Annotated in this window: 4 protein-coding genes; 1 reads left to right on the forward strand and 3 read right to left on the reverse strand. The window is 63.1% G+C overall.

The genetic code is table 11. The annotated features are described in order from the left end of the window. Positions 1-146: 146 nt before the first annotated feature. Complete coding sequence (locus ACVHNU_RS15980; RefSeq protein WP_473017789.1) at positions 147-13,145, reverse strand: non-ribosomal peptide synthetase; 12,999 nt, start codon at positions 13,143-13,145, stop codon at positions 147-149. 370 nt (positions 13,146-13,515) lie between these two features. On the opposite strand from ACVHNU_RS15980, the gene ACVHNU_RS15985 reads away from it, so the two are divergent. Beyond that, positions 13,516-14,070: an RNA polymerase factor sigma-70 gene (locus ACVHNU_RS15985; RefSeq protein WP_003226680.1), complete on the forward strand. Its 555-nt coding sequence runs from the start codon at positions 13,516-13,518 to the stop codon at positions 14,068-14,070. A gap of 134 nt (positions 14,071-14,204) precedes the next feature. Here ACVHNU_RS15985 and ACVHNU_RS15990 read toward each other — a convergent pair whose 3' ends face one another. Both ACVHNU_RS15990 and ACVHNU_RS15995 read right to left on the reverse strand, forming a co-directional pair. Then, a complete protein-coding gene (locus tag ACVHNU_RS15990; protein ID WP_473017790.1) occupies positions 14,205-15,218 on the reverse strand; it encodes a GNAT family N-acetyltransferase in 1,014 nt (337 codons plus the stop codon). Positions 15,219-15,302: 84 nt separating this feature from the next. Further along, positions 15,303-16,100: a substrate-binding periplasmic protein gene (locus ACVHNU_RS15995; RefSeq protein WP_003226684.1), complete on the reverse strand. Its 798-nt coding sequence runs from the start codon at positions 16,098-16,100 to the stop codon at positions 15,303-15,305. Positions 16,101-16,111 lie beyond the last annotated feature (11 nt).

Here is a 16,111-nt window from a genome sequence, read left to right on the forward strand (position 1 = left end):
GTCAACCCTGGATATGTACGTGAATATGCCGGTTTATTTGTGTTGAATTCACTGACGCTTTCGCGAGCAAGCCCGCTCCCACAGGGGAATGCATTCCAATGGTGGGAGCGGGCTTGCTCGCGAAGGGGCCGGTGAAGACGCCGGAATTACAAGCCTTCCAGCTCCGCCATCAGATCATTCAAGCGATCCACCTTGTCCTCGGTCATGTCACTGGCCGCCAGGCCTTCGATGTACTCGGCCAGTTCCTGCACCGTGCTGCACTCGAACATCGCCCGCAGCGGCACATCGCGTTGCAGGGTTTTCTGCACCCGCGAGGCGATCTGCGTGGCCAGCAACGAATGCCCGCCCAGTTCGAAGAAGTTGTCGCGCACGCCGACCTTGTCGACCTTGAGCACTTCGGCCCAGATGTCGGCCAGGGTCTGCTCCAGTTCGTTGCGCGGGGCCAGGTAGTCCTGGCTCTGCAACTGACCGATCTCCAGCGCCGGCAAGGCCTTGCGGTCGAGTTTGCCGTTGGCGTTGTGCGGCAACTGATCCAGCCACAACCAGTGCAGCGGCACCATGTATTCCGGCAGTTCGCTGCGCAGGCGTTGCTTGATCCGCTCCAGACGTTCGCTCGGGTTGAGCGCCGAATCCGCCGCGACCAGATAGCCGACCAAGTGCTTGCCATTCACGCCTTCCTGCACGCCGACCGCCGCATCGCGGACTTCCGGCTGTTCGTGCAGGCGCGCCTCGATCTCACCCAGTTCGATCCGGTAACCGCGAATCTTCACCTGATGGTCAACCCGGCCAACGTACTCCAGCACGCCGTCACTGCGCCGCCGCGCGAGGTCACCGGTGCGATACAGACGCTCGCCCGGCGCGCCGAAGGGGTTGGGCACAAATACCGGCGCGGTGCGCAGCGGATCGCTGACGTAACCGCGACCGACACCGGTCCCCGCCACGCACAACTCACCCACCGCGCCCAACGGCACCAGTTCCAACGCGCCATCGACCAGGTACAGCACGTTGTTGTCGGTCGGCGTACCGATCGGCAAATAGCTGCCGCGAGTCGAGGCCAGGTCGACGCGGAAGAACGCCACGTCATCCGAGCATTCCGCCGGGCCGTAAGCGTTGACCAGACCGATGTCCGGGTAACGCAGCAGCCACTGGTGCGCCAGTTCCGGCGGCATCGCTTCACCGGTCGGCAGCATCCAGCGCAGGCCGTCGAGGCTCAGGCGATCGGAAGCGAGCATGCCCTGAATCAGCGACGGCACACTCTCCAGCACGGTGATGCCCTGCGCCTGCACATGCACCAGCAAGCCCTGCGGATCGTGGGCGATGGTGTTCGGCACAATGTCCACCCGCGCGCCGAACAATGGCGCGGCGAGGAACTGCCAGACCGAAATATCGAAGCTTTGCGAGGCGGTCTGCGCGATCACGTCGGCGTCCGTCAGTTTCAGGTACGGCACCTTGCTCAACTGGTTGTTGAGCATGCCGCGCTGCTCGACCATCACGCCCTTCGGCAACCCGGTCGAACCCGAGGTGTAGATCACGTACGCCAGGTTATCCGGGCCACTGTAAATGCCCGGGTTGTGCAGCGCCGTCGCCAACGCCTGCATCTCTTCCCAAACCAACAGCCGTGGCCGATTGGCGCAGCTGAATTCATCGAGCAAGGTCTGCGCCTGTTCGCGACAGGCTTCGCTGCACACGAGCACCGGCGTGCGGCTCAGCTCGATGATGCGTTGCAGGCGCTGGCTCGGCAGGCCCGGGTCCAGCGGCAGGTAACCGGCACCGGCCTTGAAGCTGCCGATGATCATCCCCAGCAGATCGAGATTACGCTCGGCCAGCAACGCCACCGGTTGATCCAGCTGTACCCCGGCCGCGACCAACGCATGGCCGAGACGGTTGGCACTGTGGTTGAGCGCGGCATAGCTGAGTTGCTGATCGAGGCAAGTGGCGGCGATGCGCTGCGGGTGCGCCGCGACCTGCGCTTCGAACAGCGCCACGTAGCTCTGCTCCAGCGGATAGTCGTGGGCGCTCTGGTTGCAGCCGTGCAGCAGGAAGTCCTGCTCCTCGGCGCCCAACAGCGGCAGATCGGCCATGTCGCCGTGGAAACCCTCGACCAGCGCCAGCAGCAGGCGCTTGAACTCGCCGAGCATGCGCTCGATGGTCGATTCGTCGAAATAGCGCTGGTCATACGACAGATGCAGACCGAGGTCATCGCCCGGGTAGCACACCGCCGTCAGCGGGAAGTTGGTGTGGGTGCGACCGGAGTCCGAAGTCGCGTTGAGGCTCTGCGCACGGTCCAGTACCGAGACTTCCACCGGGGCGTTTTCGAACACGAACAGACTGTCGAACAGCGGCTGGCCTTTCGGCAGTTCACTCTGCTCCTGAATGTTCACCAGCGGCAGGTATTCGTACTCGCGCAGCTGCATGTTGCTGTCGAGCAGGCCGCTCAACCACTGGCGCACACTGGCGCGCTGATCGTCCGCCGGGATCTGCACCCGCAGCGCGATGCTGTTGATGAACAGGCCGACGGTGCGTTGCATCTCCGGCATTTCCACCGGACGCCCGGCCACGGTCACGCCGAACAGCACGTCGCGATCACCGCTCAGGCGTCGCAGCACCAAGGCCCATGCCGCTTGGGCGAAGGTGTTGATGGTCAGTTGATGGGCCTGGGCCAGCTCGCGCAGACGGGCGCCATCTTCAACGTTGAGACGGGTATAGCGATCACCGACGATCATGCCGCCGCTTTCGCCGGCGTGTTCGCGCAGGAACGGCCGGTCGCTCGGGATCGGCGTGGTGCGTTCGAAACCTTGCAGGTTCTGCTGCCACCACTGGCGTGCCTCGGCCAGGCTCTGGCGTTGCAGCCAGCCGATGTAGTCGCGGTAACGCGGCGGCACCGACAACTGTGCTTCGCGACCTTCACCGAGGGCGGTGTAGATCTCGAAGAAATCGTTCATCAGCAGCGAGCGGCACCAGGCATCAATGAGGATGTGGTGGTTGCTCATCATGAACCAGTAACGCGCCGCGCCGACCTTGATCAAACGCAGGTGGAACGGTGCCTGATTGAGCAGATCGAACCCGGCCTCGCGTTCGCTTTTCAGCAGCGCCTGCAGCTTCGGTTCTTGCTCTTCTTCGGCAACGGCGCTCCAGTCCAGGTACTCGATCGGCGTGCGCCCCGGGCTGTGGATCACTTGCAGCATGTCTTCGCCGACGTTCCAGCAGAACGACGCACGCAGCGCTTCGTGACGGGCGACCACCGCTTGCCAGGCCTGGGCGAAACGCTCCGGATCGAGCTCGCTGTTGATGCGGTAGCGATCCTGCATGTAATACAGACCGGTGCCCGGTTCGAGCAAGGTGTGCAGCAACATGCCTTCCTGCATCGGCGTCAGCGGATAGACGTCTTCGATCTGCGCCGCCGGCACCGGCAGTGCATCGAGTTGCGCCTGGGTCAATTTCGCCAGCGGGAAGTCCGACGGCGTCAGGCCACCGGCCTGGTCTTGCAGGCAATGTTCGATCAGGCTTTGCAGCTCGCCGAGGTAGGCGTCGGCCAGATCGTTGATTGTTTGCGCCTCGTAACGCTCGCCGCTGAAAGTCCAGCGCAGCAACAGTTCGCCGCCGTACACCTGACTGTCGATGCTCAACTCGTTGGGCAACGGCGCCTGCGGATCGTGGGCCGCACCGACCGGCTCGTCCAACGGACGGAACAGCGCATCGCTGGCGAAACTCTGGTCGAACTGGCCGAGGTAATTGAAGGTCACCGGAGCATTCGGCAACGCCGCCATGCTGCGCTGGCTGAGGTCATCGGCCAGATAACGCAGCACGCCATAACCGAGACCTTTGTGCGGCACCGCGCGCAGTTGCTCCTTGATCGCCTTGATCGAAGCGCCCTGCCCGGCCGCATCTTCGATGTTGTGCGGGGTCAGGCGTAATGGATAGGCGCTGGTGAACCAGCCGACGGTGCGAGTCAGGTCGATCTCGTCGAACAGGGTTTCGCGGCCGTGGCCTTCCAGTTGAATCAATGCCGACGGCTGACCGCTCCAGCGGCACAGCACACGGGCCAGCGCGGTCAGCAGCAGATCGTTGACCTGCGTGCGGTAGGCGCGCGGCGTCTGTTGCAGTAGTTGTTGGGTACGCTCGGCATCGAGGCGCACGCTGACGGTTTGCGCGTGACGATTCTGCTGTCCGCCCTGCGGGTTTTCGCACGGCAGGTCGGCGCTCGATCCGGCCAGTTGGGTCTGCCACCAGTTCAGTTCCTCGCGCAGCGATTCGCTGCCGGCATAGGCCTGCAAACGTGCCGCCCAGTCCTTGAAGGCACTGGTTTTCGCCGGCAGTTTTACCGACTGTTCGGCATCAAGCTGGCGGTACACGGTTTGCAGATCGTCGAGCAATACGCGCCAAGACACACCGTCGACCACCAAGTGATGGATCGCAATGAACAGCCGTTGCTGACCTTGCGGACCATCCACCAGCAAGGCGCGCAGCAGCGGGCCGTTTTGCAGATCGAGACTGCGCTGGGCATCGGCGAACAGCGCTGCGCACTGGTCCATCGCCGCCACCCGCACCTGCCACAACACCTCGGCGTCGGACACCGGTTGATGCGTTGCCTGCCATTGATCGTTGGCCTGAGTGAAGCGCAGACGCAGGGCGTCATGCTGCTCGATCACCGCCAACAGCGCCTGCTCCAGACGATGCGGTTCCAGTGCCACGCTCGGCTCCAGCAGCAACGCTTGGTTCCAGTGCTGACGCTCGGGGATTTCAGTGTCGAAGAACCAGTGCTGGATCGGCGTCATGGCCGACTCACCGACCACCAGCCCCTGCTCGGCAGTGACTTGCTCGCTGCGGCTGGCCACGGCGGCCAGGGTCTGCACGGTCTGATGCTGGAACAGATCCCGCGGGCTGAAATGAATGCCCTGCTGTCGCGCACGGCTGACCACTTGAATCGACAGAATCGAGTCGCCACCGAGTTCGAAGAAGTTGTCGTTGAGACCGACCTGCTCAACGTTAAGCACTTCGCACCAGATCTGCGCCAAGGTCTGCTCCAGCTCATTGCTCGGGGCGACGTAGTGCTGACGGTTCAGCTCGGGATCCGGTGCCGGCAAGGCGCGGCGGTCGAGTTTGCCGTTGGCGGTCAGCGGCATGCTCGCCAGCAGGATCAGGTGCGTCGGCACCATGTAATCCGGCAGTTGTGCCTTGAGGTGCAACTTCAGTGCTTCACGCAGTTCGGCCTGTTGCGCTTCGCCTTGCTCGGCGACTTCGCTGACCAGATAACCCACCAGTTGTTTGCCGCTCGGTGCATCCAGCGCCAGCACCACCGCTTCGCGGACCGAGTGGTGATCGAGCAGACGGGTTTCGATCTCGCCCAGTTCGATGCGGAAACCACGGATTTTCACCTGATGGTCGATCCGTCCCAGGTATTCCACCAGACCATCGGTACGCTGGCGCACCAGATCGCCGGTGCGGTACATGCGTCCGCCATCGGCGGCAAACGGGTCCGCCACGAAACGCTCGGCGCTGATGCCCGGACGGTCGTGATAGCCCTGCGCCAGACCGGCACCGCCGACGAACAATTCACCGGTCGCGCCTTGCGGCACCAACGCCAGATCGGCATCGAGAATGTACGCCACACGATCACCGATCACACTGCCGATCGGCACGCTGCCGGCACCCTCTTCCAGCACTTCCGGGGCGAGACTGGCCAGTGGCATGACCACGGTTTCGGTCGGGCCATAGGCGTTGAAGAACAGACTCGGTTTGAACGCAGCACGAATCCGTTGCAGGTGCTCGCCAGTCAGCGCTTCGCCGCCGGTGATGATCATCCGCACCGGCAGAGTTTCATTCTGCGTGGCGAGGAACTGCGCCAGTTGGCTGCCGTAGCTCGGGGTGAAGCCGAGCACATTGATCCGATGGGTGCGGATCAACCCGCAGATTTCTTCCGCATCCCACTGTCCTTGCGCTCGCAGCACCACTTGCGCGCCGCTGAGCAGCGGCACCAGCAGACGCTCGGTGGCGGCGTCGAAGTTGATCGAATAGAAGTGCAGCTCGCAGTCGTCCGGGCGCATGCCGAAACGTTCGATCACGGCCTGGCAATGCATGGCGATTTCACCGTGGGACACCACCACGCCTTTCGGCTTGCCGGTCGAACCCGAGGTGTAGATCAGGTACGCCTGATGCTGCGGCAGGCTGATAAAGGGCAGCTCAGTGGCCGGGTAATCCGCCAGCGCCGCTCTGTCGTCTTCCAGGCACCAGCGCGCCACGTTCGACGGCAGATCGCCAAGCGCATTGAACATCGCGCGGTCGCTAAGCAGCAGACCGATGCGGCTGTCTTCGATCATGTAGTGCAGACGGTCGAGCGGGTATTCCGGGTCCAGCGGCACGTAAGCGCCGCCCGCCTTGAGGATCGCCAGCAGGCCGACGACCATTTCCAGCGAACGCTCCAGCGCCAGACCGACCCGCACTTGCGGGCCGACCCCACGCTCACGCAGGGCCCAGGCCAGGCGATTGGCCCGCGCATCAAGTTCGGCGTAGCTCAGGGTCTGCCCGGCGAAGGTCAGGGCCGGGGCGTCTTTGCGCGCCAGTGCCTGTTCGGCAAACAGGTGATGGAGGCATTGATCGAGACGACGTTCGCCCGGTTCGACACCGAGGCTGTCGAGCAGTTGTTGCTGCTCGGATTGGTCGAGCAGCGGCAACTGGCTCAAACGCTGTTGCGGGTCGGCGATCAACGCTTCCAGCAGGTTGCGCCAATGCTTGGCCATGCGTGCGATGGTCGGCTCGTCGAACAGATCGGTGCTGTACGTCAGGCAGCAACCGAGGCGATGGTCGAGGTCGGTGACTTCCAGGTTGAGGTCGAACTTGGTCGCTCGCGCATCGTTGGCCAGGTACTCGACGGTCATCCCGGCGAGCATGCGGCTCTGCTGGAACTCCCAGCGCTGCACGTTACACATCACCTGGAACAGCGGGTTGTACGCCGCGCTGCGGGGTGGTTGCAACGCTTCGACCAGATGATCGAACGGCAGGTCCTGATGCGACTGGCCCTCAATCACGGTGTGACGCACTTGCTCGAACAACTCGCCGACCGACATCTGCCCGTCGAGCTGGCAACGCAGCACTTGGGTATTGAGGAATGCACCGATCAGCCCTTCGCTTTCCGGGCGGATACGGTTGGCCACCGGCGCGCCGATGCGCAGGTCGGTCTGACCACTGTAGCGGTAGAGCAAGGTGGCGAGCGCGGCGGTCATGGTCATGAACAGGGTCAGACCGTTTTGCGCATTGAACGCACGGACGCGGGCGGCAAGATCGTCGCTCAGGTCGAAACGGAACAGCTCGCCCTGGTGGCTTTGCACCGGCGGACGCGGACGGTCGCCGGGCAGTTCCAGCAGCGGATGTTCGCGACCCAGTTGCGCGGTCCAGTAGTCGAGTTGACGCTGACGTTCACCGGACTCCAGCCACTGCCGTTGCCAGACGCTGTAGTCGAGGTACTGCACCGGCAACGCTTCGAGCGGCGAGTCGCGGTCATCGACAAAGGCTTCGTACAGCGCGCTGAGTTCGCGGGCAAAAATATCCATCGCCCAGCCTTCGGTGACGATGTGGTGCAGAGTCAGCACGAAGTAATGCTCCTGCTCGGCGGTCTTCACCAGACAGGCGCGCAGCAGTGGGCCGCTTTCCAGATCGAACGGCAGATGCGCTTCTTCGTCGGCCAGTTGCTGGACCCTCTGCTCGCGCTGGTCCGCCGGCAGTTTCGAGAAATCTTTCCAACCCATGCGCACGCCGGTCTCGGCATGCACCTGCTGACGGGCCACGCCATCGACGCTCGGGAACGTGGTGCGCAGGGTTTCGTGGCGCAGGATCAGCGCTTGCAAGGCCGCCTCGAAATGCTCGACGTGCAACACCCCGCGCAGGCGCGCCATGCCGCCGACGTTGTACGCCGGGCTGTCCGGCTCCATCTGCCAGAGGAACCACATGCGTTGTTGCGAGTACGACAGCGGCACCGCTTGGCGGCGATCGACTTTGGCAATCGGCGGCTGCTGGTTGGTCTGGCCGCTGGCCTGGATCAGGCGGATCTGCTCGGCGAAGTCACCGAGTTCGCTGTGCTCGAACAACGCGCGTAACGGCAACTCGACGTCACAGGCCTGCCGGCTGCGCGAGATGATTTGCGTGGCCAGCAACGAGTGCCCGCCGAGGGCGAAGAAGTCGTCACGCAGACCGACTTGAGGCAGACCCAGCACTTCACGCCAGATCGCGGCGATCTGTTGCTCCAGTTCGGTGACCGGTTCGACGTGTTCACGCACCTGCCACTGCGGGTCGGGCAAGGCGCGGCGGTCGAGCTTGCCGCTCGGGCTCAGGGGCATTGCGTCGAGGCGCATCAGTTGCGCCGGAACCATGTATTCCGGCAGTTCGGCGGCCAGCGCGGTTTTCAGGCGGGCGATCTGCGCGTCCTGATCTTCGCGGGCATCGATGGCGGTGAAGTAGCCGATCAATTGCGCGCCAGCGGCGGTTTCCCGCACCAGTACCACGGCTTGAGCGACGCCGTCCTGGGCCAGCAGGCGCGCTTCGATTTCTTCCGGCTCAACGCGGAAACCACGCAGTTTGACTTGCTGATCGAGACGCCCGAGGTATTCGATCACGCCATCAGCGGTCCAGCGTGCACGGTCACCGGTGCGGTACAGACGTGCGCCCTGCTCGCCCAGTGGATCGACCACAAAGCGCTCGGCAGTCAGCGCCGGGCGACCGAGGTAACCCCGGGCCAGACCGATGCCGCTGATGCACAGTTCACCCGGCACACCGGCCGGCACCGGATTGAGATCGGCGTCGAGCACGCGGCAGATCACGTTGCCCAGCGGCCGGCCAATCGGCGAACGCTCACCATCGGCCGTGGTGCAGTGCCAATGGGTGACGTTGATTGCGGTTTCGGTCGGGCCGTAACGGTTGTGCAGTTGCACCGCCGGCAGTTGCGCCAGCACGCGGTTGCGCAGTTCCGCCGGCAGCGCTTCACCGCCGGAGAACACTCGGCGCAGGCTGGTGCATTCGGCGCTCAGCGGCTCGTCGATGAATAGCGCGAGCAGCGGCGGCACAAAGTGCAGCGTGGTCACACCGTATTCCTGAACCAGTTGGGCGATTCGATGCGGATCACGGTGTTCACCGGGGCCGGCGATCAGCAGACGTGCGCCAGTGATCAGCGGCCAGAAGCACTCCCACACCGACACGTCGAAACTGATCGGCGCCTTTTGCATCAGCACGTCGCTGTCGTTCAGGCGGTAGCTGTGCTGCATCCATTGCAGACGTTCGGCCAACGCGGCGTGGGTGTTGCCGACGCCTTTCGGTTGCCCGGTGGAGCCGGAGGTGTAAATCACGTAGGCGAGGTTGTCGCCCTGCAGGTGCAGACCCGGCGCCTGGCTCGGCCAGTTCTCCAGATGCAGCGCGTCCATGGCGATCACGCTGACGCCGTCGCTGGCCGGCAGACGGTCGAGCAATGCGGTCTGGGTCAGTAGCAGTTCGACGCCGCTGTCGCTGAGCATGTAAGCCAGGCGCTCGGCCGGGTAATCCGGGTCCAGCGGCACATACGCGCCACCGGCCTTGATGATCGCCAGCAGACCGATCAGCAGTTGCGGCGAACGCTCGGCAGCAATCGCCACGCACACATCCGGGCCGACACCTTTGTCGCGCAGATAATGCGCGAGGCGGTTGGCCTGGGCGTGCAATTCGGCGAAGTCGAGACTGCCGCCGTCCCACACCAGCGCGGTGCGTTCCGGGGTCTGCCGCGCCTGTTCGTTGAGCAGTTCCGGCAGCCATTGTTGCGCCGGGGTGCACGGGGCGATGCTCCATGCCTGCTGCTGTTCGTGCTCGCACGGAGTCAACATTGGCAGGTCGCCGATTGCCTGTTGCGGCTGTTCGCAAACGGCGCGCAGCAGGTTGCTGAAGTGCTCGGCCAGACGCGCGATGGTCGCTGCGTCGAACAGCTCATCGGCGTAGTCGAAGGACAGGGTCAGGCGCCCGTTGCGATCCTCTTCGCTGTGCAGTTGCAGGTCGAACTTGGCTTCGCGGCTGTGCCACGGCAACTCTTCGGCGAGCAGACCCGGCAGGCGCTTGAGCGCACTCAAGTCGCGCTGCTGATGGTTGAACATGACTTGGAACAGACCCTGCTCGCGGGCCTGCGGGAACGCTTCGAGCAGTTGTTCGAAGGGCAGATCCTGATTCGCCTGAGCGCCCAGTGCAGCGTCGCGGGTCTGCGCCAGCAACTCGACAAATGACAGCCGTGAATCAACCTCGGCCCGCAGCACTTGGGTGTTGATGAAGAAGCCGATCAGGCCCTGGGTTTCCAGGCGCGGACGGTTGGCGTTGGGGATACCGATGCGGATATCGCGCTGACCACTGTAGCGGTGCAGCAGGCTCTGGAAGGCCGAGAGCAACAGCATGAACGGCGTCGATTGATGTGCCTGGGCGGTCTGCTTGATCGCATCGCTGAGGCTGACCCCGAGGCGCACACTGTGGCGCGCAGCGCTGTGCAATTGTTTGGCCGAACGCGGATGATCGGTGGCCAGTTCCAGCACCGGATGCTCGTCGCCCAGTTGGGCTTTCCAGTACGCCAGTTGCCGCTCGCCCTCGCCTTGCGCCAGCCATTGGCGCTGCCAACTGCCGTAGTCGGCGTATTGGGTCGGCAGCGGCGCGAGTTCGGCGCGCTGGCCTTGAGAGGCGGCAGCGTACAGGCGCGAGAATTCGTCGATCAGTACGTTCAGCGACCAGCCGTCGGCGATGATGTGGTGCAGCGTCACCAGCAACTGGTGATCTTCGTCGTCGAGACGCACCAGCGTCACCCACAGCAGCGGGCCTTTTTCCAGGTCGAACTGGGTGCGCGCTTCGTCCTCGCGGATCTGTTGCGCGCGGGCTTCACGCTCGTGCGCCGGCAGGTCGCTGATGTCGATCAGTTGCAGGTTGAATTCAGGTGCGGCGTCGACTTGTTGCAGCGCCACACCGTCGCGTTCGAAGAAACGTGTGCGCAGCGATTCGTGGCGTTCGATCAGTTGCTGGAAGCTCGCACGCAACGCGTCTTCGTCCAGCTCGCCGCGCAGACGCAAGGCGCCGGGAATGTTGTAGGCGCTGCTGTGCGGGTCGAGTTGCCAGGTGATCCACAGCCGGTTTTGCGCCAGCGATTGCGGCAGTGCTTCGCTGCGCGACAAGGTGGTTATTGCGCCTTGGGCGCTGCCGCCGTCCTGTTGCTGCTGCGCCACGGCAGCGGCGAACGCGGACAGGGTCGGGGCTTCGAACAACAGGCGCAGATTCAGCTCCAGCGCCAGTTCTTCACGCACTCGGGCGATCACTTGCGTGGCGGCAATCGAGTTGCCGCCGAGCAGGAAGAAATGGTCGTCGGCACCGACCTGTCTGACGTTGAGTTGTTCGGCCCAGATCTTGCCGATCAAGGCTTCCAGCTCGGAGGCTGCCAGGGTCGACGCGGTACTTTGCACCTCGGCGGACGGGAACACCGCGTAGCTGTCGAGGCTGCCATCGGCCAGACGATTGCGGCACGCCGAGCGTTGCAGCTTGCCGCTGGACGTCTTCGGCAGCGCGCCCGGATTGAGCAGCACCACCACGCTCGGCGCTTGTTGATAGGCCTCGGCCACCGCTTGGCGAATGGCTTTGATCAGCGCTTCCGGCGGCAGGATTTTTTGCACGCTGCGGCTGATTTCCGCGGCGATGCCGATGCCTTCTTCACCGTCCTGAGTGACCGCGAATGCCGCGACCCGGCCCTTGCGCACCACCTCCACTTCGTTCTCGACAGTCTTCTCGATGTCCTGCGGATACAGGTTGTGGCCGCGCACGATGAGCATGTCTTTCAGGCGACCGGTGATGAACAGTTCGCCGTCGCGGCTGAAACCCAGGTCACCCGTGCGCAGCCAGGTGCGGCCGGCGTGCTGGACGAAAGTCTTGGCACTGGCCTCGGGATTGCGCCAGTAGCCGTGGGCGATGCTCGGGCCGGCGGCCCAGACTTCACCGACGAGGTTGTCAGCCAGTTCGTTTAGCGTTACCGGATCGACGATCAGCACCGCATGCTCCGGCTGGCTGATGCCGCAACTCATGATCGGGCTGCCGTCGCCCGGCTCGGCACGATTTTGCGCCAGCGCCTGAACATCGACGCGCAGCGCAGGAATACCAGTGCCACGCGGCGTGCCGGCGACGAACAGGGTCGCCTCGGCCAGACCGTAGGAGGCCATGAAACTGGCTTCGCTGAAGCCGCACGGGGTGAACTTCTCGGCGAAGCGTTCAAGGGTGTCGAGGCGGATCGGTTCGGAGCCGGAATAGGCCACGCGCCAGCGGCTTAGATCAAGGCGTTCCAGCGCCGATTCGCTGACCCGCTCGCTGCACAAACGATAGGCGAAATCCGGCCCGCCACTGATGGTGCCGCCGTATTGGCTGATCGCTTCGAGCCAGCGCAACGGGCGGCCAAGGAAGTACGCAGGTGACATCAGGATGCACGGCACGCCGCTGAAAATCGGTTGCAGCAGGCCGCCGATCAGGCCCATGTCGTGGTACAGCGGCAGCCAGCTGACGATCACGTCATCGGGGTTCACGTCGATGCCGAAACCGTGACGAATCAGCAGCTCGTTGGCCACCAGATTGCCGTGGCTGACCTGCACACCTTTGGGCAACGCGGTGGAGCCGGAGGTGTATTGCAGGAAGGCAATGTGATCTTGCGGCAGAGCCGGCTCAACCCAGCGTTCAGCCTGCGCGCTGTCGAGCGTATCGACGCACAGCAACGGCGGCGCACCTTCGATTTGCTGCAAGGCATCGCGCAGGTCGGCGCTGGTCAGCAGCAGGCGCGGCTCGGCGTCCGCGATGATCGACAGCAGGCGTTCCTGATGATGACGACGGGCGGACTCCGGCGGATAGGCCGGCACCGCAATCACCCCGGCGTACAGACAACCGAAAAATGCCGCGACGTAATCCGCGCCGCTGGGAAACAGCAGCACCGCGCGATCACCGAATTCAGCCTGGGCCTGCAACGCGGCAGCAATGGTCCGCGCGCGCTGATCGAGTTCGCGGTAACTGAGCACCACGCCCTGCTCCTCGGTTTCGGCGAGAAAGCGCAGGGCCAGTCGATCCGGCGTCTGTGCCGCACGGCGCTGGAGGGCTTGGACCAGAGTGCTGGGGAGTTCGAACGCGTCGGTCATGAGGTTTCCTGCCTGAATTCGGCTTGCTAAGTGGAATCGGGTTGCTGCGTCACGCCGGTCGAGGGCGTGCAGGGCGCGGTCTGTGCCGACCGCGCGAGGCTTGGGAATGCTGTCTGGCCGGGGCTGTGCGCCCGAAGCCATTCACCAATGAGAACGGATGACGTCTGGAAATAATTAGTCGGCGCGCAGGATCGCCAACGGGGGCCGAGGTGTGGCGGTGTGTCGCAGTTCTCGATTCGCACCTTTACGGAGCATTAGTTCTCTTTCTCAATTGACAATCATTATCATTCAACATAATTTGTCGCTCGATGTGTAGGACGGCCCCGTCCCCCAGGCGTCCCACTAACCTATTGGCAGCAAGGTGATTTCCATGACGGAACAAGTATCCACAAGCAGGTGCGATTCACCGCTACTTCAGGCCTTCGTCGACAATCGACTGATTCTGGTGAAGATTGCAGCCCGCATTACCGGCTGCCGTTCGCGCGCCGAAGACGTGGTTCAGGATGCGTTCTTCCGGCTGCAGTCGGCTCCACCGATCACGTCGTCAATCAAGGCTCAATTGAGTTACCTGTTCCAGATCGTGCGCAACCTGGCCATCGATCACTACCGTAAACAGGCGCTGGAGCAGAAATACGCAGGCCCGGAAGAGGAAGGGTTGAACGTGGTCATTCAAGGCGCTTCGCCAGAAACCTCGCACATCAATTTCTCGACACTGGAACACATCGCCGACGCGCTGACCGAACTGCCCAGCCGCACCCGCTACGCCTTCGAGATGTACCGCCTGCACGGGGTGCCGCAAAAGGACATCGCCAAGGAACTCGGCGTCTCGCCGACCCTGGTCAACTTCATGATTCGTGATGCGCTGGTGCACTGCCGCAAGGTGTCGGGCAGTCGTGGGGATGCGGCTTCGATGGGTCGTCGTTAAGCCCTGAATTCGGCGTCAAGCCATTCGCGAGCAAGCCCGCTCCCACATTTGACCGGCGTACACAGGTCGATGGGGGAGCGGGCTTGCTCGCGAAGGCAGACTTGAGACCGCAATAGATCCCAGGCCGTGTCACCTCAGGCCAGCTTGCACCGATCGAAAAACCGCTCACGCCCCAGAATCATCAGCGCCGCACGCTTGTGCGGGAAGTCGAATTCCTTCTCGCAGTGGAAGCACTGGTTGTGCATGTGGCCGATCATCTTCGCGTTGTCGGCACGCGGTTCGGCAACCACGCGCTGAGTGCGCGGATCATCCAGAAACAGGTAGTGCACCAGCGCCGACAACCAACTCGCGACTTTGTGCGGGCCACGGTGATTCTCCTCCCCCACCAGCATGTGAATGCCACGGTCGTAATTGTCGGCGTCGTAGAACGGCGCAATACGATCTTCCTTGGCCCAGTAGGCTTCGAAATAGGCAAACGGCTGATCGTCGAAACAACCGATCAGCATCAGGGTGTGCGGATCGGCGTCGAGCTTACTCAGGTATTCGCGATGCTGCTCAAGACTGCCCTCCTCCTGCCAGAAACTGGCGACCCGCGGACTGTTCTGCCAACGGTTGAAACGCGCCAGATCCTGCTCGATTTCCACCGTGCGCAGGGAAATCCACGCCCCGAGACGCGCATCGAAGCGCCGATAGACTTCACCGCGCGGCTTCACCGGGCGCAGCGGATGGCGCTTGCCCTGGCTGATCACCATTTGCTGCGGGTAACTGCCGCTCAACGAGGTGCCGAGCCATGGCTGCGGCAGTTGCCAGAACAGTGTGCGTTCGCAGCGATACTCACCGGCCACCTCGGTACTCACCAGCAAACCGCTGAGCAAGGCTTCGGTGGGTGGCTGATCCAGCTGCCAGAGCAATTGCTGGCGCTCCGGCTCACGGGCGAACAACCAGTAACAGGCCGCCCACAACGCCAGGCCGGGCGGCAGGGCAAAACGCTCATCGAGCTGAATCGGGCCGTTGCCGCCACGATCGATTCGCAGGCGAATCAGCGGTTGCCCGTCCAGGCTCAGGCTCAGACGGCTTTCAGTTGCATCGGCTACCAATTGGCTGCCCGAAGGCAAGGCCAGGGCAGTCAGGTCATTCAGATTGGACATGGGTCGGGCTCACGATAATCGTCGACAGTTCAACGATGGGACGTGAGCCAAGGGAGGAAATTTAGCCGCCGGGGTGAAAAACGCTCAGGGCTGCGGCACCGGCACCACGGCAATCTTGTACGGCTCGAAGATTTTCAGCATCTGGCCGTTGTTGCGCAGCCCCTGCAGTAACTTGCTGAACGCCTCGCCGGTGATCGGTGCAGTCGGGCGCAAAATGGCGTAGTGGTGATAAATCTGATCGATGCGCTGCGACACCAACAGCTCATCTTTAACCTTTTCATTGCGCTTCAGATAATCGAACAGGTATGAGCGCGTCACCAAGGCAATGTCGGCGCGCCCGCGCAGGACCATCAACAGGTTGCTGTCGTGGGAATAGGTCAGCGTGGCGTTGAACGTATCAGCAAGGTATTTGGGATCGGCATTGAAGTTGGCGAACTCATAGTGATAACCGCTGTACAGCGCCAGGCGCTTGCCCTTGAGATCGGCGAAATAGTTTTCCTGGCGAGCATCTTTGCGTTGCGCGACAAAAATCTCGGCATCTTCCAGGCCCATATCGACCGTGGTATGTGGAATGTCCTTCCAGCCCCACTCGGGGTTTTCGAAGATGGCCATGTCGGTGCGACCTTCCTTCAGATCGCCGAAACGCCGGGGAATCGAGGTCGGTACCAAGACAAACTGATAGTCCGTCTGCAACGCGTTGAGCGCTTCGACCAATTCCGGCAGCAGCCCGGTATCGGCGCCGCTTTCCGGGCGAATGGTGTAAGGGGGAAAGTGCGCGGCGCCCACTCGAACCAGTTGCGCCGCCTGCGCAGGCAACCCTGAAAATGCCGTCAGCGCGACGAGTACCAGACCCGTGGCCGTCCGAATTGGCGAAGACTTCAAAACACCCCACT

It is taken from the genome of Pseudomonas sp. Ors-4-3C (assembly GCF_055755035.1).